Source organism: Xanthomarina sp., assembly GCF_035306705.1.
Lineage (GTDB): Bacteria > Bacteroidota > Bacteroidia > Flavobacteriales > Flavobacteriaceae > Xanthomarina.
Map to the genome: position 1 here is coordinate 1 of NZ_DATGNO010000050.1, position 22,513 is coordinate 22,513.

Genomic DNA, 22,513 nt, shown 5'->3' on the forward strand with positions numbered 1-22,513 from the left:
TGTTGAGTTTTAAATATACAATATGGTTACTTCACGAAGTTTGAGTTTCGAGAGTTCCACCACCAAGTATTGTTTAAAATTGTTTTCATAAATAATCTCCTTAATAAGGATTTAATGAGTCAAAGATAGAAATGAAAATTAGTTTAGCCAACTAATTTCCGTAAAAATAATTTTTTATAATTTTAGTTTTAATATTAATGCCCTGTAATTCAGTACTGCTTTATTTAAAATGAAGTAGTTGACGCGAACCTTATAAATTTCCCTATTTTTGTGTAAATCCGTTTTGGTTTTTGTGAAAAACAGATTTAAATGTAAACCGAGACTTAATTTTATAGCATGAGATATTTATTGATTTTATTGACTTTTTTAATGCTTTCGTGTAAAAATGAAAACAAGGCTGAAGCCACTTTAACTTCCAATACAAACGATGAGGTCATTGAATTGGAAATAGTAGATTTTAGTGGATTGGAAAAATATTTAAATACCACTACAGAAAAAATTTATGTGGTAAATTTCTGGGCTACCTGGTGCGCACCTTGTATTAAAGAGTTGCCTTATTTTGAAGATTTAAATAAAAATTATTCCGATAAAAATGTGGAGGTTATTTTGGTGAGTTTAGATTTTCCTCATGTTTACGAGACCAAATTAAAACCATTTATTACAGAAAACAATATAAAATCCAAAGTTGTAGTTTTAAACGATATGGATTCTAATTCGTGGATTCCAAAGGTCGATGAAAGTTGGTCTGGTGCTATTCCAGCAACTTTAATTTTTAATAATCAAACTCGTAAATTTTTTGAAAAACCATTTACATACAAAGAGTTAGAACACGAAATAAAACAATTTTTAAAATAAACATTATGTATAAATTAAAAACACTTGTTATTGCTTTATTAATATCAACAGTTGGCATGGCTCAAAGTGGCTATAAAGTTGGGGATATTGCAACAGATTTTAAGTTAGAAAACATTGACGGAAAGATGGTTTCGTTGTCAGATTATAATCAGGCAAAAGGATTTATAATCATATTTACCTGCAATAGCTGTCCTTTTTCTGTGGCTTATGAAGATAGAATTATTGCATTGAATAAAAAATATGAATCGCAAGGATATCCAGTGATAGCCATTATGCCCAATAATCCCGATAAGAGCCCGGGAGATAGTGCAGAATCCATGCAAGCACGAGCGAAAGCAAAAGGTTTTACCTTTCCCTATTTAATGGATAAAAATCAAGATATATATCCGCAATATGGCGCTTCAAGAACACCTCATGTATATGTTTTGGAAAAAGCTAAAAAAGGAAATCAGGTAAAATACATTGGCGCTATTGACGACAATTATCAAGATCCGGAATCGGTAAACCAGAAATATGTTGAAAACGCTGTAGATGCTTTATTGGAAGGGAAACCAATAAAGGAGTCTCATACAAGAGCACTTGGTTGTACTATAAAAAAATAAGGTCTTTTGGTCCTGTTGGAGTATATTTCTAAAGCATTTTTTTGCTTTAATTTGATTTAGAATTGGTATTTTTGCACAAAAATAATACGGGATTTATGGCAGATTTAGCACAAGACAAATGGAAAGAGCAATTATCTAAAGATCATAATGCACAGATATTAGATGTTCGAACAGATGAAGAAGTGGAAGATGGAATTATTCCAGAAGCCCTCTGCATTGATATTTATCTTGGACAAGATTTTATTGACCAGATAGAGAACTTGGACAAAAGTAAAAACTACTATATTTATTGTCGTTCTGGCGGAAGAAGTGCTCAGGCCTGTGCAATTATGAATCAATTGGGTTTTGAAAACACCTACAATTTATTGGGTGGATTCGATGATTGGGAAGGTGAAACAACCTGTGATTAAATTTATATGAAGTTTTAAGCTATTAATTTTAAAAAATTCTACAATGAAACGTTTATTATTATGCTCCTTGCTTTTAATGTTGGTTTTTAGTTGTAAAAACACTAGAAGCGAGCATATTACTGTTGTTACAGCCGAGGAAATGCAGGCTATTTTGGACTTGGAAGAGGTGCAATTAATAGATGTAAGAACACCTGAAGAGTTTAAAGAAGGACATATTAAAGATGCTCAAAATATTAACTTTTATTCAGACACTTTTGATGAAGATATTTTAAAGCTGGACAAGTCTAAACCAGTAATTCTCTATTGTAAATCGGGGAGAAGAAGTGCAGCATGTTCAGAAAAACTGGTTCAAGCTGGCTTTGTTAAAGTGTATGACCTAAAGGGAGGAATAACCCAATGGAAACACGAAGAACTAGAGCTTGATAATTAACTGAAGTGTTTATCTATGAAAGCTTTAATAGTTTCTTGATCACTTTCATAGAGTCTTGGAGGAGCCAAACATTTAAGCTCTTTTTGCAACTCCTTATCTTCCCAAATAAGTCTAACGCCCAAAATAGAATTTAAGTCATAACTGTCACTTCTAGAGGCATAAGAGGCATAGAGATAGTTTTTATCTATTTTTTTTAAGAAATTAAACAACTCAGCAGTTAACAATAGGAAATTTTCATTGCAATCACTATTAATATCGTAGGCATAAAAAACGGGTGTCTTTTGTTTTTTGTAATCAATTAAGTCGTTTACGGTAATATCTTCCTCGCTTAACTCTCTTTTTTTAATCTTATTATAAAGCCTCTTCGGAATAGGTAAAAACACAGAATGTCCTGAATAAAATCCAGAGCTATCAAAAATAATCTTATTTATATCGGGTAACATTTGAGTAGCCTTAAGGATTAATTCTTTTGAAATAGGCTTTACAATATGTGGCTGTATTAAGGAGCAACGAATAATTTCATTTAAATCTGAATCATATTTTATAGTTCGCAACCTACTAGTTGACGATTTTAAATCCAAAATCCAATTAGGGTCGGGCAACTCTTTGGACAACGAACTTAAGGCATATCTTCTCACATTAAAATCGTAAAAAGTAGGGATCGAAACAGGGGCATTTAAATTTCTGATTACTTGATATGGAATAAATGTAATATCTACCATGTCTTCTTCTTTATCAGATTTTAACAGGGTTTCATTCTTTTCCCATCTAATAATAGTTCTAATATCCACATCAAATTTAGACGCCAGTTCGGCTTGAGACATGTTTTTATAAGCTCTAAAGTCTATTAATAACGTACCTAAAGATGTGTATTTCTTCATTACAGTTGCCTTCTAAGTCTATGTAAAAGTAGTTTTTTTTATTTTAATGACACAGCATGTCATATCCTAACTAGTAGGGAGGATTTATATTTGCTTGAATAAATTGTGAAACTGAAAAATGGTCGAGCTATTACATACCAATGAGAAAGATCTTAATCCAGAAGAAGCAAGACGAAAAGAATTGAAAGAAATTACAAATCGAGCCTTTGAACAATGTTATAATGCTTTAGATACTATAGACGCCATTATGGACTGTTTAAATGAGTTGGAAAGTTTATTGAATAAAAACAAGATTAACAAAGAAAGTTTTAAAACTAGAAAATAAGTCCCACTAAATAACCTCAGATTTTATACAGCTATGATTCAAGCTAAAATATTATTCCTACAACAAGAATTGAAACGCAATCCAGAGAAAAATAAAGGGTTGTTAGAGACCATCGATAACTTAGAGAATTTACTTAATCAAATAGATTTAAATGCAGAAGTAGTTCCTGTACAAAATGTGCAAAAATTGAATAAGTTATTTGAGTCTCTAAAGAACGAACCTTTGGCAAAACAAGAAAAGTTAATAATAAGGCAATTGGTTAAATATTAAAACGTATAAGTATGAAAAAAAGAGCAGTTAAATTCTTAGCCATCATTTTGTTTTTACTAGCCTGTTCTGTAATTGTAAATTGTAATTCTAGTAACAAAAGGAAAAACGGTTATGTTAACGAAACTGAAATATTAATTGAAGAAAAAACCAATACCATTCTAGCTATAGATAGGACATTTTATAGGAAACTTCCAACCATCCATAACGGCCTTATTGAGATTAAACAACCTGATGGAGAACCTTATATTGTAGTTGTAGTTAATGGAAAAGATTTAAAGAACTTTTCACTATTTGTAATCGAGGATTTTCATGAGTTTCTAGAAAATGCCAAAGTTGTAATGAATGATAGCAATCAAGATATTACTTTAAGTATAGACGATTTAAAATCGACATATATGAGAAAAAGTGTGTCCTTTGAAAAGGGTGTTTTTATACAAAAAGAGACAAATAACACTAGTTCCGTAATTTTTGATTTATCTAAACAAGACCTAAAAGAAATTGAAGAAGCCTATAATTTACTTTTAAATGAATAATAAGTAGACTGTTTTTCTACTGAAAGAATGAGGAAACTGACGTTTAACTAATATATTGTACCTTAATCCGTTCTTTTGTAGTTCCTTACTAATTTTCCGTATGTTTAAGTAATTGCGTATTTAAAGAATAAAGTCCCAAATTTTAATTCATAAAACGTATGCAGTGTTTTTTATTAACTAAAACTAATTATTATTATGAATGGTTATCTTATTTTATCAATTGTTGCACTTATGTTCCTCGTAATCTACTGGTATTCTTATCGAACAGTAACTTTAGAGGACAAAAAACGAAAAGATTTTTGGGACAAAAAACGTCATTTGGAAATGGCCTTTCATGCACGTTTGAAAGAGCGTAGTGAAAGAAGGCGCCTAAAATTCGAAAGATTTATGGAGCGAAGTAAAGAAATCCAACAAGAACTATCTAAACTTCAAAATTCTAATCAAATCCAAACTAATTAGAATGCCATGAGCAAAGAAATTTAAAAGCTTCTAAAACTAGACGGGTTTTAGAAGCTTTTTGTTTTTATTAAATGTGTATTCGAGCCTGTAAGAATTCCATAAAGTATCTTTTTTCGAGGAATATGAATTATGGTGTCCAGTAGAATTTGCTCAAATTAGCTTAAAAAGTATTCTAGCTTTTATAAATTTAAAATAATGAGATCATGTTCTCTTAAGTTTCATTTTATAAAAAAATAATTATCACCCAGATTGTCACCTAAAAAAAGGAAACCCTTATATACTGGCGCATACAAGGGTTAAAAGTGGAGTCGGAGAGAATCGAACTCTCGTCCAAACAAGTAACCAAAAAGCTTTCTACACGTGTATTCTTTTCTTGTTTTTTCGATTGCAAGCTGGTTAAAGACACCCCACTTACAACTTATCTTCTTTGGTTTCAAAAGTAAACCGAAGCGTTTTACTTTCTATATTAACATTTACGATGCCTCTATTCGAACGCCGTTAATCAAGGCTTTCAGGAGACATTTAGCTTGCACACCTAGTGTGCCTTGGCCAATCCTACTGTAATTCGGATTAAGCAGCTAAAGCGTAGTTATTCTCGCCGTTTAAAAGTTTGACCTAGCCTTTTACGTGTTTCAAAGTCATTACACGACGTGCTTACTATCTAATTAATCTCGCTGTCAAAACCAGTCGACCCCAATTCTTCCTGCGAAAGCAGGAATCTATTAATAAAATAGAAATAAATAATTTTACATATTTAAGTTTGTCTCATCCCAATACCTCGGGAATTCCGACATTACCTTCATACAAACATTCTTTTTTCAAAGAACTTTTTAAAAGGAATGCGAAGTTACATAAAAAAAGTTGTGCAACTTCATAAATCCATGTATTTTCGTGCAAATTCTATACCAAACTTCTATTGTCATTTCCCGACAATTTCCAAAGGGAAGATATATAGTAACAAATTAAATTTTAAGTAATATTTTTTAGCAATGAACATTAAATTTGCCCTAATAAAAGAACGTAAAAATCCACCAGATAGACGTGTTGTTTTTTCACCTGAAAAACTTGCAGAAGTAAGAAGTCAATTTCCCGGAGCTACCTTTAAGGTAGAAGCTAGCGATATTCGCGTCTTCCCAGATTCAGCCTACAAAGCCTTGGGTTTTGAAGTAACCGATAATGTAAGCGATTGCGATGTTTTGCTAGGGGTGAAGGAGGTTCCTGTAGAGAATTTAATACCTAATAAAAAGTATTTTTATTTTTCACATACTATTAAAAAACAGCTATATAATAGAAAGTTACTTCAAGCCATGCTTGAAAAAAACATTGAGATGTACGATCATGAAACTATTGTAAAGAAAAGTGGTGCTCGTTTAATTGGTTTTGGTTTTTATGCAGGCTTGGTAGGTGCTTACAATGGGTTTAGAGCTTTAGGTTTAAGGGATGGATTGTTCCAACTGCCAAAAGTGGAAACTTTGACAGACTTAGATGAAGTGAAAGCAGAATTAGATAAAATTACACTCCCAAATATTAAAATAGCTTTAACGGGTACTGGAAAAGTGGCTCTTGGAGCTAAAGAGATACTAGATCACTTAAAAATTAAGGAAGTTAGTGATGCTTTGTATTTAACGTCAAAATTTACAGAACCGGTTTATTGCATGATGAATGTTATGGAATACAATAAACGGAAAGATGGTAAAGTTGGAACCAAACAGGAGTTTTACAAAAACCCTAGTGGTTACGAAAGTAATTTTATGCCATATGCCAAAGAAACAGACTTTTTTATAGCCGGCCATTTTTATGGTAATGGAGCTCCTTATTTATTTACAAGAGAAGATGCTAAACACCCAGATTTTAATATTAATTTAATTGCAGACATTAGTTGTGATGTTGATGGTCCGGTAGCTTCTACTTTAAGAGCCTCCACTATTGCAGATCCTTTTTATGGTTACGATGCAAAAACTGAAAGCGAAGTTGCATATAATGCTAAGGGAGCAATAGCAGTTATGGCAGTCGATAATTTACCTTGTGAATTACCTAAAGATGCCAGTGAAGGGTTTGGTGAAATGTTTTTAGAACACGTGATTCCTGCATTTTTTAATGGAGATGAACGAGGTATTTTAAAACGTGCGAAAATTACCAACAATGGAAAACTTACGGATAGATTTTTGTATTTACAGGATTATGTGGATGGTAAATAAACCCGGAATTTTTTAAAAAAAGGGTAAAACGGTATGATTTGTAGAGAAATCTTTTGATGGGTTCGTAGCTTTTTATGGGCTATTTAAGTCTTTAAAATTCTACCATTTCAGGAGGGGCAACTAAACCGTTAGCTACTCTATTTCGTTTTATCCCTAAAATTATGGTGGTGATTATTGTTGATAAATATTAAGAGAAAAGGAATAATTAGATAGCTATTTTACGGGCTTTCCCGCCTGTTTTTAAGATAGTTATGCCAATGTAGTTTTGTGTTCTATTATTAAAATTGCAAGAACTCCTAAAGTGTAGGCCATAAGATCTGTTACTTGAAATGTACTTCCCAAAATAAGTTTTGCCATCGTGCTGTGTTGAAGATTTAATGCTTCAAGCAGGTTGTAAAGTTGTAAAAACTCAATTAAAAAGGCGAATGTTAAAACACCAAAAGCAGCATGTATGGATTTTATTAAAAAAAAGCTTTTAACAAATGTGTAGATGAGTATAACTACAAGAAAATCGCCAAAAGTATGACGTATAAAACCATCTTTAAGATATATAGCAATTAAGACTTCTGATATAAACAGGAGTGTGGAGGCTATAAAGTATTTTTTGTTGAACTGTATTTTCAAAATAGTAGGGATTTGCGTTAGCGATTGAACAATTGTTGGAGCTCCTTGCAAAGAGCGACTTGTGAAAGCGCGACCAAGACGTTTTTTCGTCTTGGTAACGCCCAAATACAAGCAATTGGTTAACCGTTTGTCCAATCAATTTTTCTTGAAACAAACATCACAATAGCTAAAATTATAAATAAACCAATACTTCCAACCAAGAGGGCATAATTTTCCAATTGAATAATAACATAGATAAACGTGTACAATGCCGTTAAAGAGAGCCCGATAAATAGAGGGAATTTAAAGGTTTTCAATATGGATTTGGCATATAAAGTAATTAATACAATGACTGAAATGCCTGCTATCCAGTATGCTTTTAGAAAGTTGCTGTGCTCTGAAATAGAAACCAATAAAGTATAGAACATGGTAAGCGCCAATCCAATCATTAAATACTGAAAGGGATGGATGTTTATTTTGCTCATGGTTTGTATTAAAAAGAATACCAAGAAAGTGAGACCAATAACCAGGAATCCGTATTTTGCAGAGCGTTCGCTTTTTTGATATTCGTCTACCATAACCATGAATTTTGTTCCGAAAGCGAATTCGTTTAAGTTTGGTATGTTATCAAGGTATTGTTGCGAAAATGCTCTATTTATATGAATTACTTTCCAATCGGCTTTAAAGCCATCTTTTGTTATTTCCTTGGTTTCATCGTTTGGCAAGAAATTTCCAATAAAACTTGGATCTGCCCAATTTGAGGTCATTTGTAGTGTGGTTGTTTTTCCGATTGGAATGATTTGAATGTCTTTGCTTCCATTAAAAGTAATTATGAAATTGAAACTAGCTTTTTCAGATTTTATAAAGTCTAAATCTGTTAAAAAACCTGATTCCAATTCGTCCAGATAGCTTATATGAATGTTGGGGTTTTCGTTGAAATTTGTTTCAAAAGGATATGTACTATTGTTTACTTTAATAGACATTTCATTTTTTATTCCTTTTAAATTGGAAGTCTTAATGATGATTTTTAATTTATCCCATTCAATATCTTCTTCCTTTATTCCTTTTTGTTCAAGAACTGGTTTTGTAAAAGCTCCGTTAAAATTCATATTTGTTGTAAACACGGCAGATTCAAAATTACCTCTCTTAAGTGTTTTTGAACTAGCTTCTACGGCAGAAGATAAGTTTTCTGGGAAAATATAGGCATAATTTATTTGAGTTTTAGTTTCGGTTAAATAGGTTTTTGTTGTTTCGTTGTAGGTTTTGGTTTCAGAGTGGGTTTTGTACGGCACCTTTAAAATCGGGCCATATACTAATACATTGTTTCCCCATTTATCATTTATTTCGCTAACTACATCTTGTTGCCTTAAAGAGCGCTCGGTTATTAGACTGTTTATGTAGGAGAGGGGAACAAGTAGGATGATTACTAAAAAGCCTACCATAAGCATTCTAGCTGTAATTGAAGTTTTAATCCATTGTCCAAATTTGTTTTGTTGAGGTCTGTTTGTGTTTTCCATTTTTTTTGATTTATTTAAAGTACTTTGTATTTCAAAGTAAGGTTATAAAAAAAATATTATTGATTGTTTATTAGTTTTTCAAGGGCTTCAATATGTTTGTTGAATTCTGCTCTTCCAAGTTTAGTTGCGGCATAACGGGTATTTGGTTTTCTATCAATAAATTGTTTTTTAACTGTAATGTATTCTGCTTTTTCCAGTGCTTTTGTGTGACTAGCCAAGTTGCCATCCGTAGCGCCGAGTAAGTCCTTGAGGGTATTAAAATCGGCATACTCATTTACCATTAAAATAGACATAATGCCCAATCTAATTCTATGATCAAAAACTTTATTTATGTTGTTTAATATGTTCATAATTTTCTGCGTTTGCAGAAGTCACTTTTTAATATTCATTTTATTTATAAAGACTAAAAGCCTATTGATTCTTGTCATATTTAAAATGCATCCAAGTACCATATATAATATGCATAAATCCAAATCCTATTACCCAAAGCCAAAAACCATAGCCGGGAAACCATGCGCAAATTAGTCCTAAAATAATTTGTATAAAACCTAGATATCGTATATTTCCAATACTGTATTTCGAAGCATTTATCAACGCAAGACCATAAAAAATAAGCATTAAGGCTCCAGTTTGCCCGTATTTTTGGTGGTTTAGAATGATTAATATATATAAGCCACCAGTTATTAGAGGAATTAAAAAATTCACAACCAAACGCTTGGAGGTACCATCCCAGATTTTCTCACCATGCTTTTTAGCTTTTCTAGTGGTTAATACAACAGCCGTTCCAATACTAAAGAAAGCAATTAATACAAGATCCAGAATAACCCATCTAAATATTTTACCATCCAATATAAGCGTTCCATTGCTGTATTCCATAACCAACCAATAAGCTATAGCTGCGCCAATTATAGCATAGATTCCGGCTAGAATACCCGATAAACCACTCAGGGAAATAAAACGAGAGGATTTATTCATGAGTTGTTTTATCTCACTGATATCTTTTAAATAATCTTTCGGCTCCATATTAAAGTACTTTGAATAACAAAGTAAATGAATTATTTTGAATATGGCATCATATTATTTTATTAAATTTGAGATGACATATAAAATGATGATTTGAGACCAGCTGAAGCATACATATTAAATCATGAGGAGCCTTTTCGATCGATACTTATACACTTGCAAATGGTTATAGAGCAAACCTTACCTCAAGTAGACTAACATATAAATTATAATTACCATGTTATTATATTGGCAAGCGTCCCATTTCCTATTCAAATAAAAGCAAAGAATATATAGACGTAGGTTTTTGGTATTCCCATGTGTCAAATAAGTTTGATGCCCATTTACTGATCTAAAACGGTAAAATAGTTAAATCCCTTCGCTATAAAATTTTAGAGAAAATTGATGTAGTCGTCTTAACAGCTGTTCTAAAGAAAATTGTTTTGCATAAAGAGAAATGTTTTTAGAACAGGTGATTCCTGCATTATTTAATGGAGATGAACGAAGTATTTTAAAACGTGCGGAAACCACCAACAATGGAAAACTTACGGATAGATTTTTGTATTTACAGGATTATGTGGATGGTAAATAAACCCAGAATTTTTCAGAATAGGTAAAAGAGCATTGATTATTAGAAAATTATATTTTAAAAATTCCGCCCGCAGAAACAATGGTCTGGATATACATAAAATGTTGCGACGCACTATCCTTCGTGTTATGTGTTGTCCTAATATCCGGCATATTAATAAATCCACCTTTTAAATTGCCCTGGACAAAAAAGTACTTGAAGAAAGTTAAGTTTAGCCCTGCATTTAACGATAGACCATAACCTGCAATGTGGAATTCGTCATAACGAGTTTTTTCTAACAAGGTCGTATTTGTTTTTGGGTACAAAGCTCCAAAACCAAAACCTTCAGTAATATTAATCTGTAATTTATCGGTATTCGATATGCCAAATAAATGGGATATATCATCAAACCGACCAAATTCGAAATAGACATAGTTTAGTCCGTCGGTGTGTTCAAACAATAAAAAATCATCCGTCATTTGAATGGATTCATTTTGGTAATTACCGTTGTAATTAGAGCCTAATTCATCGGCAGGTAAATTAATATAACCATTAATGTTTACATATTGATTATGGGTCATTATATATTTCATATGGTCAACTCCAAAAGCTAGGTAGTACTTATCGCTTATAAAGTAACCTATTTTAAGGTTGGTTTGTGGAATTGAAAGACGTTTTGGATTTATATAGTCTATATGCCATCCCTTTGGACGATCGTGGGCTTTTACATCGTTAAGTGTAAAGTTGTAATTTTCTCCTTTAAAGGTTATATCAGATTTTGTAAAAGCCTCTCTATTGCCTCCCCAACTAAAAAAAAATTTACCTTTATTATGAGTTGTGTATAGTGAAGATAAATCATTTTGGGAATAAGAATTCCAATTTAAAATACTAAAAAATACTATCAAAAGTATTTTAGCTGAGTTTAGTTTCATTAGTTGTTAACTTTTATTTTATTAGAACCTTAGACGTAAGTATTGCTAATTCCTTAACTGTTTTCCATAAAAAAAAGCGGCAGTTATGTATGTTGTTGATTTTCAGTTCAAACTTGAAAAATAACATAACTGCAACTCATTCTATATTAGGTTTGCAAAAATACGGATAATTATTATAAACTCAGTTTATAATCTGTGTGGTAGTATTCAATTCAAAATATGAAAAAGTGAATTATAGAAAATAATTATAAACTTTGAACTACTTTTCTAATAGCTACTAAATTAGTTAATAGTTTTTCTAAATTATCTAAATGCAACATGTTGGCGCCATCGCTTTTTGCATGTGCAGGGTCGAAATGTGTTTCAATAAACAAGCCATCCACATGGTTTACAATTCCCGCTCTGGCAATAGTTTCAATCATGTCTGGTCGTCCTCCAGTAACTCCAACACTTTGGTTGGGTTGCTGTAAAGAATGTGTTACGTCTAATATTGTAGGTGCATATTGACGCATGGTTGGAATGCCACGAAAATCTACAATCATATCTTGGTAACCAAACATGGTGCCTCTATCCGTAATCCAAACCTTTTTATTGCCAGCATCCAATACTTTCTGAACAGCATGTTTCATGGATTCTGGACTCATAAATTGACCTTTTTTTAGATTTACAACCTTGCCCGTTTGTGCAGCTGCAACCACCAAGTCTGTTTGGCGTACTAAAAAAGCTGGAATTTGTAACACATCCACATATTCGGCAGCCATGGCAGCATCGGATACTTCATGGATATCTGTTACTGTTGGTACATCGAATGTCGTGGATACTTTTTGAAGAATTTTAAGTGCTTTCTCGTCGCCGATACCTGTAAAACTATCAATTCTGCTCCTGTTTGCTTTTTTGAAACTACCTTTAAAAACAAAGGGAATATGGAGTTTGTTGGTGATGGTTATAATTTTCTCAGCAATACGCAAGGCCATATCTTCACCTTCAATGGCACAAGGACCAGCAAGTAGGAAAAAATTATCAGAATTTGTAAATTTTATTTTTGGCACATCATTCAGAGTCATAATTACTTAAATTTTAGACTGCAAAGATACATATTTAGAATGCTTTTTTCATACTATTTCTTATCATCCAAAGCGACATTAAAAAGTTTGCAAAAACAAACGCACCACTTATAATAATAAAATTTCGTACCGTTTCGGAAAAGACAATTATATTCAAGAGATCAATTAAGTAAGCTAAAATCATATACGATGAGAAGCAGACAAAAACAATTCCAAGTGAGAAATTAAGTTGTTTACTTGGTTTTATTAATTGCCAAACAAAAGGTATGGCAAACAACAAAATCGGGTAGGCTGTAATTCCTTCTATTCTGTTAACGCTTGTAAACCAATAGGCTACAGCGGCAATAAAATAAAGATAAGGAATGAATTTCGAGTATTTATAAACTAGGTTTTTCATGCTACACAAGGTTTTAATACCTACATCAAGATAGGTGTTTATCGCTATTTGGGTTTGGTTGATTGGGTAGGATAGAGTTTATTAAAATCAAAAACTCTATAAATTAAAGATACAAACAGAAACTTTATACTTACGGAATAATAACATATAATTAACTATTAACAAGAATAAAATTGCTGTGCTAAATAAATATATCGTAACTTTGCACGCTCAAAATACAGCACCTATATGGCTAACATTAAAAACATTGCAATCATTGCCCACGTCGATCATGGAAAAACAACTATGGTAGACAAAATCATGTACCACTGTCATCTATTTCGTGAAAACGAAAATTCTGGCGATTTAATTCTAGATAGCAACGATTTAGAACGAGAAAGAGGAATTACCATCACGTCTAAAAACGTATCCGTAGTATATAAAAACACAAAAATTAATATTATAGACACACCTGGTCACGCCGATTTTGGAGGAGAAGTAGAGCGCGTGTTAAACATGGCAGATGGTGTTTTATTGATAGTTGATGCTTTTGAAGGGCCTATGCCACAAACGCGTTTTGTATTACAAAAAGCTATTGATTTAGGATTAAAACCGTGTGTGGTTATTAATAAAGTGGATAAAGAAAACTGCACCCCGGATGAGGTTCATGAAAAAGTTTTCGATTTAATGTTTGAGTTAGGTGCCGAAGAATGGCAGTTAGATTTTCCAGCTGTTTATGGTTCTGCCAAACAAAACTGGATGAGTACCGATTGGAGAAAACAAACCGATAATATCGAACCTTTGTTAGATATGGTTATCGAACATATTCCTGCACCTAAAATCGTGGAAGGAAATACCCAAATGTTAATTACTTCTTTGGATTTTTCATCCTTTACTGGACGTATTGCTATTGGGCGTTTAACTCGTGGTGAGCTGAAAGTTGGACAAAACATTTCTTTGGTTAAGAGAGATGGAAGTATTGTGAAAAATAAAATTAAGGAACTTCATGTTTTTGAAGGTGTAGGCCGTAAGAAGGTTGACGAAATTCAAACGGGAGATATTTGTGCCATCGTTGGATTGGAAGGTTTTGAAATTGGAGATACCGTTGCCGATTTTGAACATCCAGAAGGTTTAAAAACCATTGCAATTGATGAGCCAACCATGAGTATGTTGTTTACTATTAACGATTCGCCTTTCTTTGGAAAAGATGGAAAGTTTGTTACTTCTAGACATATTAAAGATCGTCTGTACAAGGAATTAGAGAAAAATTTGGCGCTTCGTGTTAATGAAACAGATAGTGCAGATAAATTTATAGTTTTTGGTCGTGGTGTTTTGCACTTATCGGTTTTAATTGAAACCATGCGTCGCGAAGGTTACGAACTTCAAATTGGACAACCACAAGTTATTATTAGAGAAATTGATGGTGTGAAATGTGAGCCAGTTGAAGAAATGACCATCGATTTACCAGAAGAAGTTTCTGGAAAAGCTATTGAAATGGTAACCATGCGTAAAGGCGAAATGCTGAGTATGGAAGCTAAAGGAGATAGAATGATTTGTAAATTCATGGTTCCTTCTAGAGGGATTATCGGTTTGCGTAATCAACTATTAACTGCTACTGCAGGAGAAGCTATTATGTCGCATAGATTTGTAGAATATCAACCGTTAAAAGGAGGTATTCCAGAACGTCAGAATGGTTCTTTGGTTTCTATGGAAAAAGGTCAAGCCATTCCATATTCTATTGATAAATTACAGGATAGAGGAAAGTTTTTTGTCGATCCAGGTGAAGACATTTACGAAGGTCAAGTAATTGGCGAAAACTCTCGTGGAGACGATATGGCTGTGAACGTAACAAAAACTAAAAAGTTAAGTAACGTGCGTAGTTCTGGAGCCGATGATAAAGCTAGAATAGTTCCGGCTATTAAATTTTCGTTAGAAGAAGCTTTAGAATATATTCAAAAAGATGAGTATGTTGAGGTGACGCCACATCACATTCGTTTACGTAAAATATACTTAACTGAAGTTGAGCGTAAAAGACATAAAACAGTTTAAATAAAATAGTTCAATAAATATAATAAAAGAGGAATTCTATAAATGGATTCCTCTTTTTTCGACTTAAAAAACGACTAGAATATGGATTTTTTTGGAATTCCCTTTACAGAGTGGGTGGGCTATGCGGCCATGGCAGGATTGTTAATCTCCTTTACGATGAAGGATGTTAAAAAACTGCGTATTATTAATACTGTAGGTTGTATACTTTTTGTAACTTATGGCTTTATGTTGCAAACCTCTTGGCCTATTATTATCTCAAATGGGGCCATTGCATTTATAAATCTTTATTATTTATTGATTAAGAAAGATTAGTCATTGGTACTCTTTAATCCAAGAATACTAAAAAACAAGCTAAAGAAAATTATTTGCATACCTAGAAGTATCGTAAACACTGCTGGAATTATAATTCTTAAGGTTTCAGAAGGATTTAGTTCGCCAAAATTCAAATGCTTCCAAATACTGAGCCCAAAATAACTCAATCCTATTCCAATAATAAGAAAGAGAACACCAATAATTAAGCCGGTTTCCAGATTTAAATATTTAAATAATTTCTGATAACGCTCGCTTTTTGGGAGTAGGTTGTTTTCTACAGCATAAATTTTAGTCAGTGCATAAAATACAATAAATTGAAAACCAATAAGCACTGAACTGGATGTGTAGAGTAGCGTATGGACATCCAACTCGATATTGTTTATTACAATGGGATGACTAATAATAATTGCTGAAGTAATAAAACCAAGTAGTATTAAAAAAACACCTGGAATTAAGAAAAGCCATTGTGGACTGTATAAAAGCAGAAATCTTAAATGTCTCCAACCGTCCTTCCATGTATTAAGATGAGGTGCTCTTGTTCTACCATCAGGTTTTAGAGTTGTAGGGACTTCGGTTATTTTTAGGTTATTAAGTTTAGATTTAACAATCATTTCGGATGCGAACTCCATTCCGGTTGTTTTTAAATCCATTTTATAGTAAGCTTCCTTACTAAAACCCCTTAACCCACAATGAAAGTCGCCTATATCAATTTTATAGAACAAACGTCCTAAAAATGATAGTACAGGATTTCCTAAATATTTGTGTAAGAAAGGCATGGCGCCTTTTTCAACTCCTCCTTTAAATCGGTTTCCCATTACCAAGTCGGTACCTGTTCTAAGTTCGTTTAAAAAGGGTTGTAATGCTTCAAAATTATAGCTATCATCGGCATCGGCCATAATTATATATTTTCCTGACGCCGCTTCAATTCCACCTCTTAAAGCACTTCCGTAGCCTTTTTCTTTTACAGGAACAACCTTGGCTTTCAGGTTTTTTGCTATGTCTTGCGAGCCATCTGTACTGCCATTATCTGCAATTATAATTTCACCATCAACTTGATTTTTAAATAAAAAAGATTGCGCTTTTTTTATACAAATCCCTAATGTTTCTGCCTCGTTTAAACAGGGCATTACAATAGATAATTCTTTATTCATGAGATTGTGGGTTACGAGAGTTAAATGTTTCCAGCAAAATAAAAAGGACTAAAAATAGGGTCCAATCGTTGTAAAAAGTAAATCGTTTTAAAGTATGCATACCAATGGCAACTAAAATAATATTGGAAAAAGTTAAAAGTAAAACTAAACTAATTATTTCACTTTGTTTTGTTTTTTTCCGTATTAACGAAACTAGCGCATAAACTAATAGAATCAGGTAAATCAATAAATATTTTGCATTACCAAAAGCATGTATTATATTTTTAATATAAAGATTTAGCCAAGCTTTAAAATTATCGCGTATTAAAGGTAGCGTCATTTTTAAAGTAAGGATATCTACTGCAATATAAACTTCATCTTCTGTGTTATTCGTAGCGGTAGCATGGATGCCAGCCGGTAGAACCGTGTGATTTGCAATTTCTGAATAATGCGTAATATAAGGCATGATATTGTCAGAACGATCTAAAGAATCTAAGTTGTGAATGTTTAATTGCTTTAAAGCTAATTGTTTATAGGTTTCTGAAAAAAGCAGGCGTTCTTCAGGAGTATTATAAAGTGAAATATCCTCTTCATCGGCCACATAAAATGCTGGTGTTATAAAATGAATACCAGACCAAGGTGTGCTTACAAAATGATTGTGTTTAATTTTATGATACGTTTTATCTGCTATGGAAACGAAAAAAGGGACACATAAAAAAACAGCAAATACCCAAATATGTTTTTTATAATTTTTAGTTTTAAAACTCACATACATAAGAATTAGAATACCAATAGGAACTAAAAAAAGAAATTGTTTTCGCGTCAGGATAAGTATAAAAAGAGTTGTAAATAAATAGATGAAATTCTTGTTTTGCTGTGTGTTTAATAGAGTAATATATTGAGCAACAACAATTAAGTATAAAGGGTATGCTAAAGCTTCGGATAGAAATCCATTAGCAATAGCATGATGATACACATAAGGTAGGAGTAAAATTAGAGTTAAAAATAAATACCAGAAATTATGAAGTGTTATATGCTTCTTAATTGTGTTCATTAAAAATCCAACAGCAAAAATACCTAGACAAACCTGAAAGAATATAGTCGCAAAATTAAAGAATGAACCAAATAGATGTTTTAAGGCAGCTAGTAAGATTGGGTATGGAGCAGATCTGATAATAGACATGGTTAAATAGCCTTCAGAGTCGTTGTGAGGTTGTATAGGCTTTGTTAATGTAAAAACAAGTACCATGGCAAAAAGAAGGTAGGTAATAAAGGTCAAATGTTTTTCCGAGATGTTAAAGCGCATACCTTGAATTAATTTAGGTAAAAATAAAAAATAACTTTAGTTTTACTGCTATCATACACATTAAGTTATTTGGAAAAGGAATTCTTACATATCAGCTCTAGTTTTACAGTTAAAAATTATAATCACAAGCATAAATCGTTGTGGAATGATTTCTTGGAACAGTCTAAAAACGGCACTTTTTTATGCCATCGTGATTTTATGGAATATCATAAAGATAGATTCCAAGATCATTCATTATTGATTTTTAAAAATGAAAAGCTGGTGGCACTCTTTCCAGCAAACATTAAAAACCATATTATATATTCGCATCAAGGGCTTACTTATGGGGGTTTGATAGTTGGTAAAAACTCCAGCTTCAAAACCATTTTAAAAGCATTTAAAAGTGTGCTCGAATCCATAGAAAGTCATGGAATAGAGGAGTTGATAATTAAGCCAACTCCTAGAATGTATCACACACGTCCAAGCGATGAAATGGATTACTTGTTGTTTAAACTTCAAGCCCAGCTTATAAGAAGAGATTTATCTTTAGCTATAGATACCACACAACCTATTAAAATAAGTTCGTCGAACAGAAAAAGAGGTTTAAAAAAGGCTTATAAAAACAACTTAGTAATTAAAGAAGAGCAGGACCTTGAACCTTTTTGGAACCTTATTTTAATTCCCAACTTAGAAGAAAAACATGGTGTAGAGCCTGTTCATACTTTGGAGGAAATAAGTTATCTAAAATCTAAATTCCCTAAAAACATCCGGCAGTTTAATGTGTATAAAGACAACAATATTGTTGCTGGAACTACCGTTTTTGAAACAGAAAAAGTAGCTCATGCACAATACATCTCTGCAAACCATACCAAACAAGAATTTGGAAGTTTGGATTTTCTATTCCATCATTTAATTCATGAGGTTTATGCAACGAAACCTTATTTCGATTTTGGAATTTGTGGAGAAAACAGAGGTCAGCAAATTAATTCCGGTTTGCAAGCTTGGAAAGAGTCTTTTGGTGCAAGTAGTATTTCACATGATTTTTACAGTGTTTTTACAAGAAACCACCGCCTTTTAAACGATATTTTAATATGATAAAATTTCTGGATCTCCACGAAATCAACAAGAGATTTGAACCTGAATTTCATAACAAATTTCAGCAGTTTTTAGACTCTGGACATTATATTTTGGGGAAAGAGGTAGAAACTTTCCAAACAAATTTTGCTGCCTATTGTGGTACGAAATATTGTATAGGAACCAGTAATGGCTTGGACGCTTTAACTTTAATATTTAAAGCTTATTTGGAACTGGATATTTTAAAAACCGGTGATCACGTCTTAGTTCCTGCAAATACATTTTTCGCAAGTGTGTTGTCCATAATACGTTCTGGGTTGATTCCAATTTTTATTGAACCAAATGAAAAGACATTTAACATCTCGATTCAAGACATTGAAAAGCAATTAAACCCTAAGGTTAAAGCTGTTATGGCCGTGCATTTGTATGGGCAATTGGCTGATATGGAAGCCATTAATTCTATAGCTAAATCGCATAATTTATTGGTTATAGAAGATGCTGCCCAAGCTCATGGCGCTAAAAGTATAACTGGTAAAAATGCTGGCAACTTAAGTGATGCAGCTGCCTTTAGTTTTTATCCAAGTAAAAATTTAGGAGCTTTAGGAGATGGTGGTGCTATTACAACAAACGATCCTGTTTTAGCTAAAGCCATCCAAATACTCCATAATTATGGTGCCGATAAAAAATACGAATATGCTCTAAAGGGTTTTAACAATAGATTGGACGAAATCCAGGCCATGTTCTTAAATGTCAAGCTAAAACAATTAGATGCCGATAACTTAATACGACAAATTATAGCCAAACGCTACCTGACTGAGATATCATCGGAAAAAGTGGATTTGCCGTTTTACGATGGCTCTAAAAACCATGTGTTCCATCTTTTTGTGGTTAGGGTGGAAAATAGAGATAAATTTGTGTCCTATTTAAAAAAGCATGATATTGAAACCTTGATCCATTATCCTATTCCCCCTCATAAACAAAAGGCTTTAATTAATTTTAATCATTTAAGTTTGCCAATTACTGAAGCAATTCATAAAACAGTTGTTAGTTTGCCAATAAGTCCAGTTATGTCTAATGAAGAGGTGACTCAAATTGTAAAAACAATAAATTCTTATTAATTGAAACGGTTTAAAAACTATATTAATAATAACGTATTAATTAAAGTTGCTTCACTAAATTCGGTGTCTTTAATCACTAGAATTGCTGGAGGACTTTTAACTTCTAATGCTATTGCCCATTTTATTGGGGCAGAAGGTATGGCGCTTATTGGAAATTTAAGAAACTTCTTATATTCCATTCAGTCCATTGCTACTTTAGGTTTATATAACGGGGTTGTTAAATATATTGCCGAGTTTAAAAACAATACCTTAGAATTAAGCAAAACCCTATCATCCGCTTTTTATTTAGGTTTTATTTCGACGGTGGTAGTATCATTCTTGGTTTATTTCAATGCCGACACTATAAATGATTATATATTTCCCGAGTACAACGATTATGCATATGTTATAAAAGTTCTAGCTATATCCTTGCCATTTTACACTTTAAATTTGTTTTCCTTTTCGATATTGAATGGGTTTTCAAAGTTTAAAATGCTGATTATAATTAATATCATCGGACAAATTCTAGCAGTTTCGGTTACTTTAATTTTAATCTATAAAAACCGTATAGATGGTGCGTTGATTTCGGTTGTTGTTTCCGAATCTTTAATCTTTTTAATTACTGTGGTTGGGATTGTCAACCAGCGTAGTTTAATGCCTTTAATAAAGGTGAGTAATGTCAGGTTCACCACCATTAAAAAGCTGAGCTCCTTTTCCATAATGGCCTTGTTTTCGGCCATTGTTTTGCCTTTGGTAGCCATTGCAATTCGATCGTATATTATTGAGAATGTTGGTTTTAAGGAAGCAGGATTTTGGGAAGCCATGAACCGGATTTCAAAATATTATTTAATGTTTGTTAGTTCGTTGTTAACCTTATATATTCTTCCTAGATTATCTGAAATAGACAATGCTAAAGAATTTAGAAATGAAGTGTTTAGCTTTTATAAAACCATAATCCCAATTTTTGGGGTAGGGTTGCTTTTTATTTATTTCTTTAGAAATATTATTATTACGATTGTGTTTTCGAGTGAATTTAAACCCGTAGAAGAGCTGTTTTTATGGCAGCTTTTAGGCGATTTCGTAAAGGTGTTATCTGTTGTGATTGCCTATCAGTTTTTAGCTAAGAAAATGTTCTGGCACTATATGATTACCGAAGCTTTTTCGGTAATTATCCTCTATCTTTCCAGTATTTTATTTATAGATATGTATGGAGTAAAAGGAGCAACAATCGCTCACTTTGTAACCTATGTCTTGTACTATGGAATGGTGCTTTTAATTTTTAGTTCCTCGCTTTTCGGGGTAATTCCGGATAAAAATGAGTATGATTCTTAGAACTCAGAATGCATCTCCCAAGTTTTCAAATAGCTTGTTGCCACGTTTAAGCCATTGTGCTCTCTTTCAATAAAAGCTCGTGCATTTTTTGAGATGATTTTTAGTTGATCGGGGTTTTCAATTAACCATTCCAGTTTTTGAGCAATTTTTTCGGCATCAGGCAGAGCGTTAATAGCTACTGTGTCTTTCTTAAGCTTGTAATAATCTAACCACTCTTGATCGGCACCTGTAAATACCACTTTGCCTTTTGCCATGGCTTCTAAAGCATTAAAACCTTGATCGTAAGAAAAAACCTGATCTAAAACAATGTGTGCTCGATCAAAGGAATGGATGTATTCTTTATAAGGTAAACTTCGAACCGTAATAATTTCAATTTTATCTGAATGTTTTATGGCCACAAGGTCTAAGGCAGCTTCAAAAATATCACTTCCTTTCTTAAAGTAATTTTCTGTATTGATACCATGAAAGATGATGATTTTATCTTCAATCTTTAAATCGATATACTTTAATAGGTCTGTATTAATTGGGTTTGGAATCATTCCAAGATATTTGGGATGGTTTTTTAAGGGTAAATGATAGTCTAAATCTGATGCTATGACTCCTTTAATTCTGTCATATAAAAAGAAGTGTAGTTTCTCAAATGGTGGCGAAGTGCGCATATGGATGTGCAAAAATTGCTTTTTAGAACCTCGACCTTCAAGAAATGGTGTTAACACAGAATATTTTAAATTATTATCGGCAGCGTATTTAACACTCACATAATCAGTTCCACAGGAAAGTAAAAACACATTTTTGTTATGTTTAAAAATATAAGTTAAAAGCTGTATTTCTATATCTGGTAAACAACCAAAAGAATTTTCATTAATCAGTTGCACCACATCATAATTTCTTAATTGGGTTTGATGTAAAAAAAACTGGCGCTTGATGCTCCAGGATGAAACATCGATTTTAAAAAGCTTATAAATAACCTTTTTAATAAAAAGCTTGATGCCTTTAGTGTATTTGTTTTCAATACGTATATCAACAGGATAGTTTTTAAAATAATCGCCACTTCCAACAATAGTAACTTGGTGGCCCAATTTTTCTAGACCTTCTTTTAAAGAATTATGAAGTCTGCTGTATTCTCCAAGTAATAAAATTTTCATTTATAAATTGTCATTCATTTCAGAAATATAGTTTGACAAACTAAAATTTAGTTGCCAAGAATTC

At 32.4% G+C, this 22,513-nt stretch carries 25 protein-coding genes, 1 other RNA gene and 1 pseudogene; 15 read left to right on the forward strand and 12 right to left on the reverse strand.

Features of this window, described 5'->3' with window-relative positions; all coding sequences use genetic code 11:
• Positions 1–336 precede the first annotated feature (336 nt).
• The 4 genes from VKY47_RS04090 to VKY47_RS04105 all read left to right on the forward strand — a co-directional run bounded on the left by VKY47_RS04090 (position 337) and on the right by VKY47_RS04105 (position 2,297).
• On the forward strand, positions 337–855 hold the full coding sequence (locus VKY47_RS04090) for a TlpA disulfide reductase family protein (RefSeq protein ID WP_324310579.1): 519 nt from the start codon (positions 337–339) through the stop codon (positions 853–855).
• Positions 856–860: 5 nt separating this feature from the next.
• Positions 861–1,457, forward strand: a complete 597-nt coding sequence (locus VKY47_RS04095) for a thioredoxin family protein (RefSeq protein WP_324310581.1) — start codon at positions 861–863, stop codon at positions 1,455–1,457.
• 95 nt (positions 1,458–1,552) lie between these two features.
• Positions 1,553–1,867 (forward strand): rhodanese-like domain-containing protein, encoded by a 315-nt coding sequence (locus tag VKY47_RS04100; RefSeq protein ID WP_324310583.1) that lies wholly within the window; start codon positions 1,553–1,555, stop codon positions 1,865–1,867.
• A 43-nt stretch (positions 1,868–1,910) separates the two neighbouring features.
• Positions 1,911–2,297, forward strand: a complete 387-nt coding sequence (locus tag VKY47_RS04105; protein ID WP_324310585.1) for a rhodanese-like domain-containing protein — start codon at positions 1,911–1,913, stop codon at positions 2,295–2,297.
• Here VKY47_RS04105 and VKY47_RS04110 read toward each other — a convergent pair.
• The gene (locus tag VKY47_RS04110) at positions 2,294–3,178 is read right to left on the reverse strand and encodes a helix-turn-helix transcriptional regulator (protein ID WP_324310587.1); all 885 of its coding nucleotides are present in this window, start codon (positions 3,176–3,178) and stop codon (positions 2,294–2,296) included. The genes VKY47_RS04105 and VKY47_RS04110 overlap by 4 nt on opposite strands.
• Before the next feature lie 118 nt (positions 3,179–3,296).
• On the opposite strand from VKY47_RS04110, the gene VKY47_RS04115 reads away from it, so the two are divergent.
• The 4 genes from VKY47_RS04115 to VKY47_RS04130 all read left to right on the forward strand — a co-directional run bounded on the left by VKY47_RS04115 (position 3,297) and on the right by VKY47_RS04130 (position 4,765).
• Positions 3,297–3,503 carry a hypothetical protein gene (locus VKY47_RS04115; protein ID WP_324310589.1) on the forward strand — a complete coding sequence of 69 codons (207 nt, stop codon included), beginning with the start codon at positions 3,297–3,299 and terminating at the stop codon, positions 3,501–3,503.
• Positions 3,504–3,536: 33 nt separating this feature from the next.
• The gene (locus tag VKY47_RS04120) at positions 3,537–3,773 is read left to right on the forward strand and encodes a hypothetical protein (protein WP_324310590.1); all 237 of its coding nucleotides are present in this window, start codon (positions 3,537–3,539) and stop codon (positions 3,771–3,773) included.
• Positions 3,774–3,784: 11 nt separating this feature from the next.
• A complete protein-coding gene (locus tag VKY47_RS04125; RefSeq protein WP_324310591.1) occupies positions 3,785–4,306 on the forward strand; it encodes a hypothetical protein in 522 nt (173 codons plus the stop codon).
• A gap of 195 nt (positions 4,307–4,501) precedes the next feature.
• Positions 4,502–4,765, forward strand: a complete 264-nt coding sequence (locus tag VKY47_RS04130; protein WP_324310593.1) for a hypothetical protein — start codon at positions 4,502–4,504, stop codon at positions 4,763–4,765.
• Positions 4,766–5,065: 300 nt separating this feature from the next.
• On the opposite strand, the gene ssrA is transcribed toward VKY47_RS04130, so the two are convergent.
• Positions 5,066–5,460, reverse strand: a transfer-messenger RNA (tmRNA) gene (ssrA, locus tag VKY47_RS04135).
• Between the two features lie 300 nt (positions 5,461–5,760).
• On the opposite strand from ssrA, the gene VKY47_RS04140 reads away from it, so the two are divergent.
• Positions 5,761–6,963: an NAD(P)-dependent oxidoreductase gene (locus VKY47_RS04140; protein ID WP_324310632.1), complete on the forward strand. Its 1,203-nt coding sequence runs from the start codon at positions 5,761–5,763 to the stop codon at positions 6,961–6,963.
• 249 nt (positions 6,964–7,212) lie between these two features.
• Here the strand turns inward: VKY47_RS04140 and VKY47_RS04145 are convergent, their stop codons facing one another.
• The 4 genes from VKY47_RS04145 to VKY47_RS04160 form a co-directional block, all read right to left on the reverse strand.
• Entirely contained in the window at positions 7,213–7,722 is a 510-nt protein-coding gene (locus VKY47_RS04145) for a ribosomal maturation YjgA family protein (RefSeq protein ID WP_324310594.1), read from the reverse strand.
• The gene (creD, locus tag VKY47_RS04150) at positions 7,707–9,083 is read right to left on the reverse strand and encodes a cell envelope integrity protein CreD (protein ID WP_324310596.1); all 1,377 of its coding nucleotides are present in this window, start codon (positions 9,081–9,083) and stop codon (positions 7,707–7,709) included. Before creD ends, VKY47_RS04145 begins: the two co-directional genes overlap by 16 nt.
• A gap of 56 nt (positions 9,084–9,139) precedes the next feature.
• Positions 9,140–9,433 carry a winged helix-turn-helix domain-containing protein gene (locus VKY47_RS04155; protein WP_324310597.1) on the reverse strand — a complete coding sequence of 98 codons (294 nt, stop codon included), beginning with the start codon at positions 9,431–9,433 and terminating at the stop codon, positions 9,140–9,142.
• A gap of 61 nt (positions 9,434–9,494) precedes the next feature.
• A complete protein-coding gene (locus tag VKY47_RS04160) occupies positions 9,495–10,106 on the reverse strand; it encodes a hypothetical protein (RefSeq protein ID WP_324310598.1) in 612 nt (203 codons plus the stop codon).
• Positions 10,107–10,539: 433 nt separating this feature from the next.
• Between VKY47_RS04160 and VKY47_RS04165 the strand changes: the two are divergent.
• Positions 10,540–10,677 (forward strand): annotated as a pseudogene (locus VKY47_RS04165) (alanine dehydrogenase); the annotation flags it as partial.
• A 47-nt stretch (positions 10,678–10,724) separates the two neighbouring features.
• On the opposite strand, the gene VKY47_RS04170 reads toward VKY47_RS04165, so the two are convergent.
• The 3 genes from VKY47_RS04170 to VKY47_RS04180 all read right to left on the reverse strand — a co-directional run bounded on the left by VKY47_RS04170 (position 10,725) and on the right by VKY47_RS04180 (position 13,046).
• Positions 10,725–11,585, reverse strand: coding sequence for a hypothetical protein (locus VKY47_RS04170; RefSeq protein ID WP_324310599.1), 861 nt, complete (start codon positions 11,583–11,585; stop codon positions 10,725–10,727).
• A gap of 245 nt (positions 11,586–11,830) precedes the next feature.
• Complete coding sequence (kdsA, locus tag VKY47_RS04175) at positions 11,831–12,649, reverse strand: 3-deoxy-8-phosphooctulonate synthase (protein WP_324310601.1); 819 nt, start codon at positions 12,647–12,649, stop codon at positions 11,831–11,833.
• A 34-nt stretch (positions 12,650–12,683) separates the two neighbouring features.
• Positions 12,684–13,046: a hypothetical protein gene (locus VKY47_RS04180; protein WP_324310602.1), complete on the reverse strand. Its 363-nt coding sequence runs from the start codon at positions 13,044–13,046 to the stop codon at positions 12,684–12,686.
• 228 nt (positions 13,047–13,274) lie between these two features.
• Between VKY47_RS04180 and typA the strand changes: the two genes are divergently transcribed.
• A complete protein-coding gene (gene typA, locus VKY47_RS04185) occupies positions 13,275–15,074 on the forward strand; it encodes a translational GTPase TypA (RefSeq protein ID WP_324310603.1) in 1,800 nt (599 codons plus the stop codon).
• Positions 15,075–15,155: 81 nt separating this feature from the next.
• Positions 15,156–15,386 carry a uroporphyrinogen decarboxylase gene (locus VKY47_RS04190; RefSeq protein WP_324310605.1) on the forward strand — a complete coding sequence of 77 codons (231 nt, stop codon included), beginning with the start codon at positions 15,156–15,158 and terminating at the stop codon, positions 15,384–15,386.
• Here the strand turns inward: VKY47_RS04190 and VKY47_RS04195 are convergent.
• Both VKY47_RS04195 and VKY47_RS04200 read right to left on the reverse strand, forming a co-directional pair.
• Positions 15,383–16,537, reverse strand: a complete 1,155-nt coding sequence (locus VKY47_RS04195; RefSeq protein WP_324310607.1) for a glycosyltransferase family 2 protein — start codon at positions 16,535–16,537, stop codon at positions 15,383–15,385. The two genes, VKY47_RS04190 and VKY47_RS04195, sit on opposite strands and share 4 nt — an antisense overlap.
• Positions 16,530–17,822, reverse strand: coding sequence for a hypothetical protein (locus tag VKY47_RS04200; RefSeq protein ID WP_324310609.1), 1,293 nt, complete (start codon positions 17,820–17,822; stop codon positions 16,530–16,532). The genes VKY47_RS04195 and VKY47_RS04200 overlap by 8 nt, the downstream gene beginning before the upstream one ends.
• Positions 17,823–18,020: 198 nt before the next feature.
• Between VKY47_RS04200 and VKY47_RS04205 the strand changes: the two genes are divergently transcribed.
• From VKY47_RS04205 to VKY47_RS04215, 3 genes are read left to right on the forward strand one after another with little or no spacing between them, the layout of a single operon-like run.
• A complete protein-coding gene (locus VKY47_RS04205; protein ID WP_324310611.1) occupies positions 18,021–18,896 on the forward strand; it encodes a GNAT family N-acetyltransferase in 876 nt (291 codons plus the stop codon).
• Positions 18,893–19,993, forward strand: coding sequence for a DegT/DnrJ/EryC1/StrS family aminotransferase (locus VKY47_RS04210; RefSeq protein ID WP_324310613.1), 1,101 nt, complete (start codon positions 18,893–18,895; stop codon positions 19,991–19,993). Before VKY47_RS04205 ends, VKY47_RS04210 begins: the two co-directional genes overlap by 4 nt.
• On the forward strand, positions 19,994–21,304 hold the full coding sequence (locus VKY47_RS04215; RefSeq protein ID WP_324310615.1) for an O-antigen translocase: 1,311 nt from the start codon (positions 19,994–19,996) through the stop codon (positions 21,302–21,304).
• Here the strand turns inward: VKY47_RS04215 and VKY47_RS04220 are convergent.
• Positions 21,301–22,449, reverse strand: a complete 1,149-nt coding sequence (locus VKY47_RS04220) for a glycosyltransferase family protein (RefSeq protein WP_324310617.1) — start codon at positions 22,447–22,449, stop codon at positions 21,301–21,303. The genes VKY47_RS04215 and VKY47_RS04220 overlap by 4 nt on opposite strands.
• Positions 22,450–22,513: the final 64 nt, after the last annotated feature.

Bases quoted from the DNA above. Each gene is read 5' to 3' on its own strand.
- VKY47_RS04090 (WP_324310579.1), top strand. From the start codon at position 337: ATGAGATATTTATTGATTTTATTGACTTTTTTAATGCTTTCGTGTAAA.
- VKY47_RS04095 (WP_324310581.1), top strand. From the start codon at position 861: ATGTATAAATTAAAAACACTTGTTATTGCTTTATTAATATCAACAGTT.
- VKY47_RS04100 (WP_324310583.1), top strand. From the start codon at position 1,553: ATGGCAGATTTAGCACAAGACAAATGGAAAGAGCAATTATCTAAAGAT.
- VKY47_RS04105 (WP_324310585.1), top strand. From the start codon at position 1,911: ATGAAACGTTTATTATTATGCTCCTTGCTTTTAATGTTGGTTTTTAGT.
- VKY47_RS04110 (WP_324310587.1), bottom strand. From the start codon at position 3,178: ATGAAGAAATACACATCTTTAGGTACGTTATTAATAGACTTTAGAGCT.
- VKY47_RS04115 (WP_324310589.1), top strand. From the start codon at position 3,297: ATGGTCGAGCTATTACATACCAATGAGAAAGATCTTAATCCAGAAGAA.
- VKY47_RS04120 (WP_324310590.1), top strand. From the start codon at position 3,537: ATGATTCAAGCTAAAATATTATTCCTACAACAAGAATTGAAACGCAAT.
- VKY47_RS04125 (WP_324310591.1), top strand. From the start codon at position 3,785: ATGAAAAAAAGAGCAGTTAAATTCTTAGCCATCATTTTGTTTTTACTA.
- VKY47_RS04130 (WP_324310593.1), top strand. From the start codon at position 4,502: ATGAATGGTTATCTTATTTTATCAATTGTTGCACTTATGTTCCTCGTA.
- creD (WP_324310596.1), bottom strand. From the start codon at position 9,083: ATGGAAAACACAAACAGACCTCAACAAAACAAATTTGGACAATGGATT.
- VKY47_RS04155 (WP_324310597.1), bottom strand. From the start codon at position 9,433: ATGAACATATTAAACAACATAAATAAAGTTTTTGATCATAGAATTAGA.
- VKY47_RS04160 (WP_324310598.1), bottom strand. From the start codon at position 10,106: ATGGAGCCGAAAGATTATTTAAAAGATATCAGTGAGATAAAACAACTC.
- VKY47_RS04170 (WP_324310599.1), bottom strand. From the start codon at position 11,585: ATGAAACTAAACTCAGCTAAAATACTTTTGATAGTATTTTTTAGTATT.
- kdsA (WP_324310601.1), bottom strand. From the start codon at position 12,649: ATGACTCTGAATGATGTGCCAAAAATAAAATTTACAAATTCTGATAAT.
- VKY47_RS04180 (WP_324310602.1), bottom strand. From the start codon at position 13,046: ATGAAAAACCTAGTTTATAAATACTCGAAATTCATTCCTTATCTTTAT.
- typA (WP_324310603.1), top strand. From the start codon at position 13,275: ATGGCTAACATTAAAAACATTGCAATCATTGCCCACGTCGATCATGGA.
- VKY47_RS04190 (WP_324310605.1), top strand. From the start codon at position 15,156: ATGGATTTTTTTGGAATTCCCTTTACAGAGTGGGTGGGCTATGCGGCC.
- VKY47_RS04195 (WP_324310607.1), bottom strand. From the start codon at position 16,537: ATGAATAAAGAATTATCTATTGTAATGCCCTGTTTAAACGAGGCAGAA.
- VKY47_RS04200 (WP_324310609.1), bottom strand. From the start codon at position 17,822: ATGCGCTTTAACATCTCGGAAAAACATTTGACCTTTATTACCTACCTT.
- VKY47_RS04205 (WP_324310611.1), top strand. From the start codon at position 18,021: ATGGAATATCATAAAGATAGATTCCAAGATCATTCATTATTGATTTTT.
- VKY47_RS04210 (WP_324310613.1), top strand. From the start codon at position 18,893: ATGATAAAATTTCTGGATCTCCACGAAATCAACAAGAGATTTGAACCT.
- VKY47_RS04220 (WP_324310617.1), bottom strand. From the start codon at position 22,449: ATGAAAATTTTATTACTTGGAGAATACAGCAGACTTCATAATTCTTTA.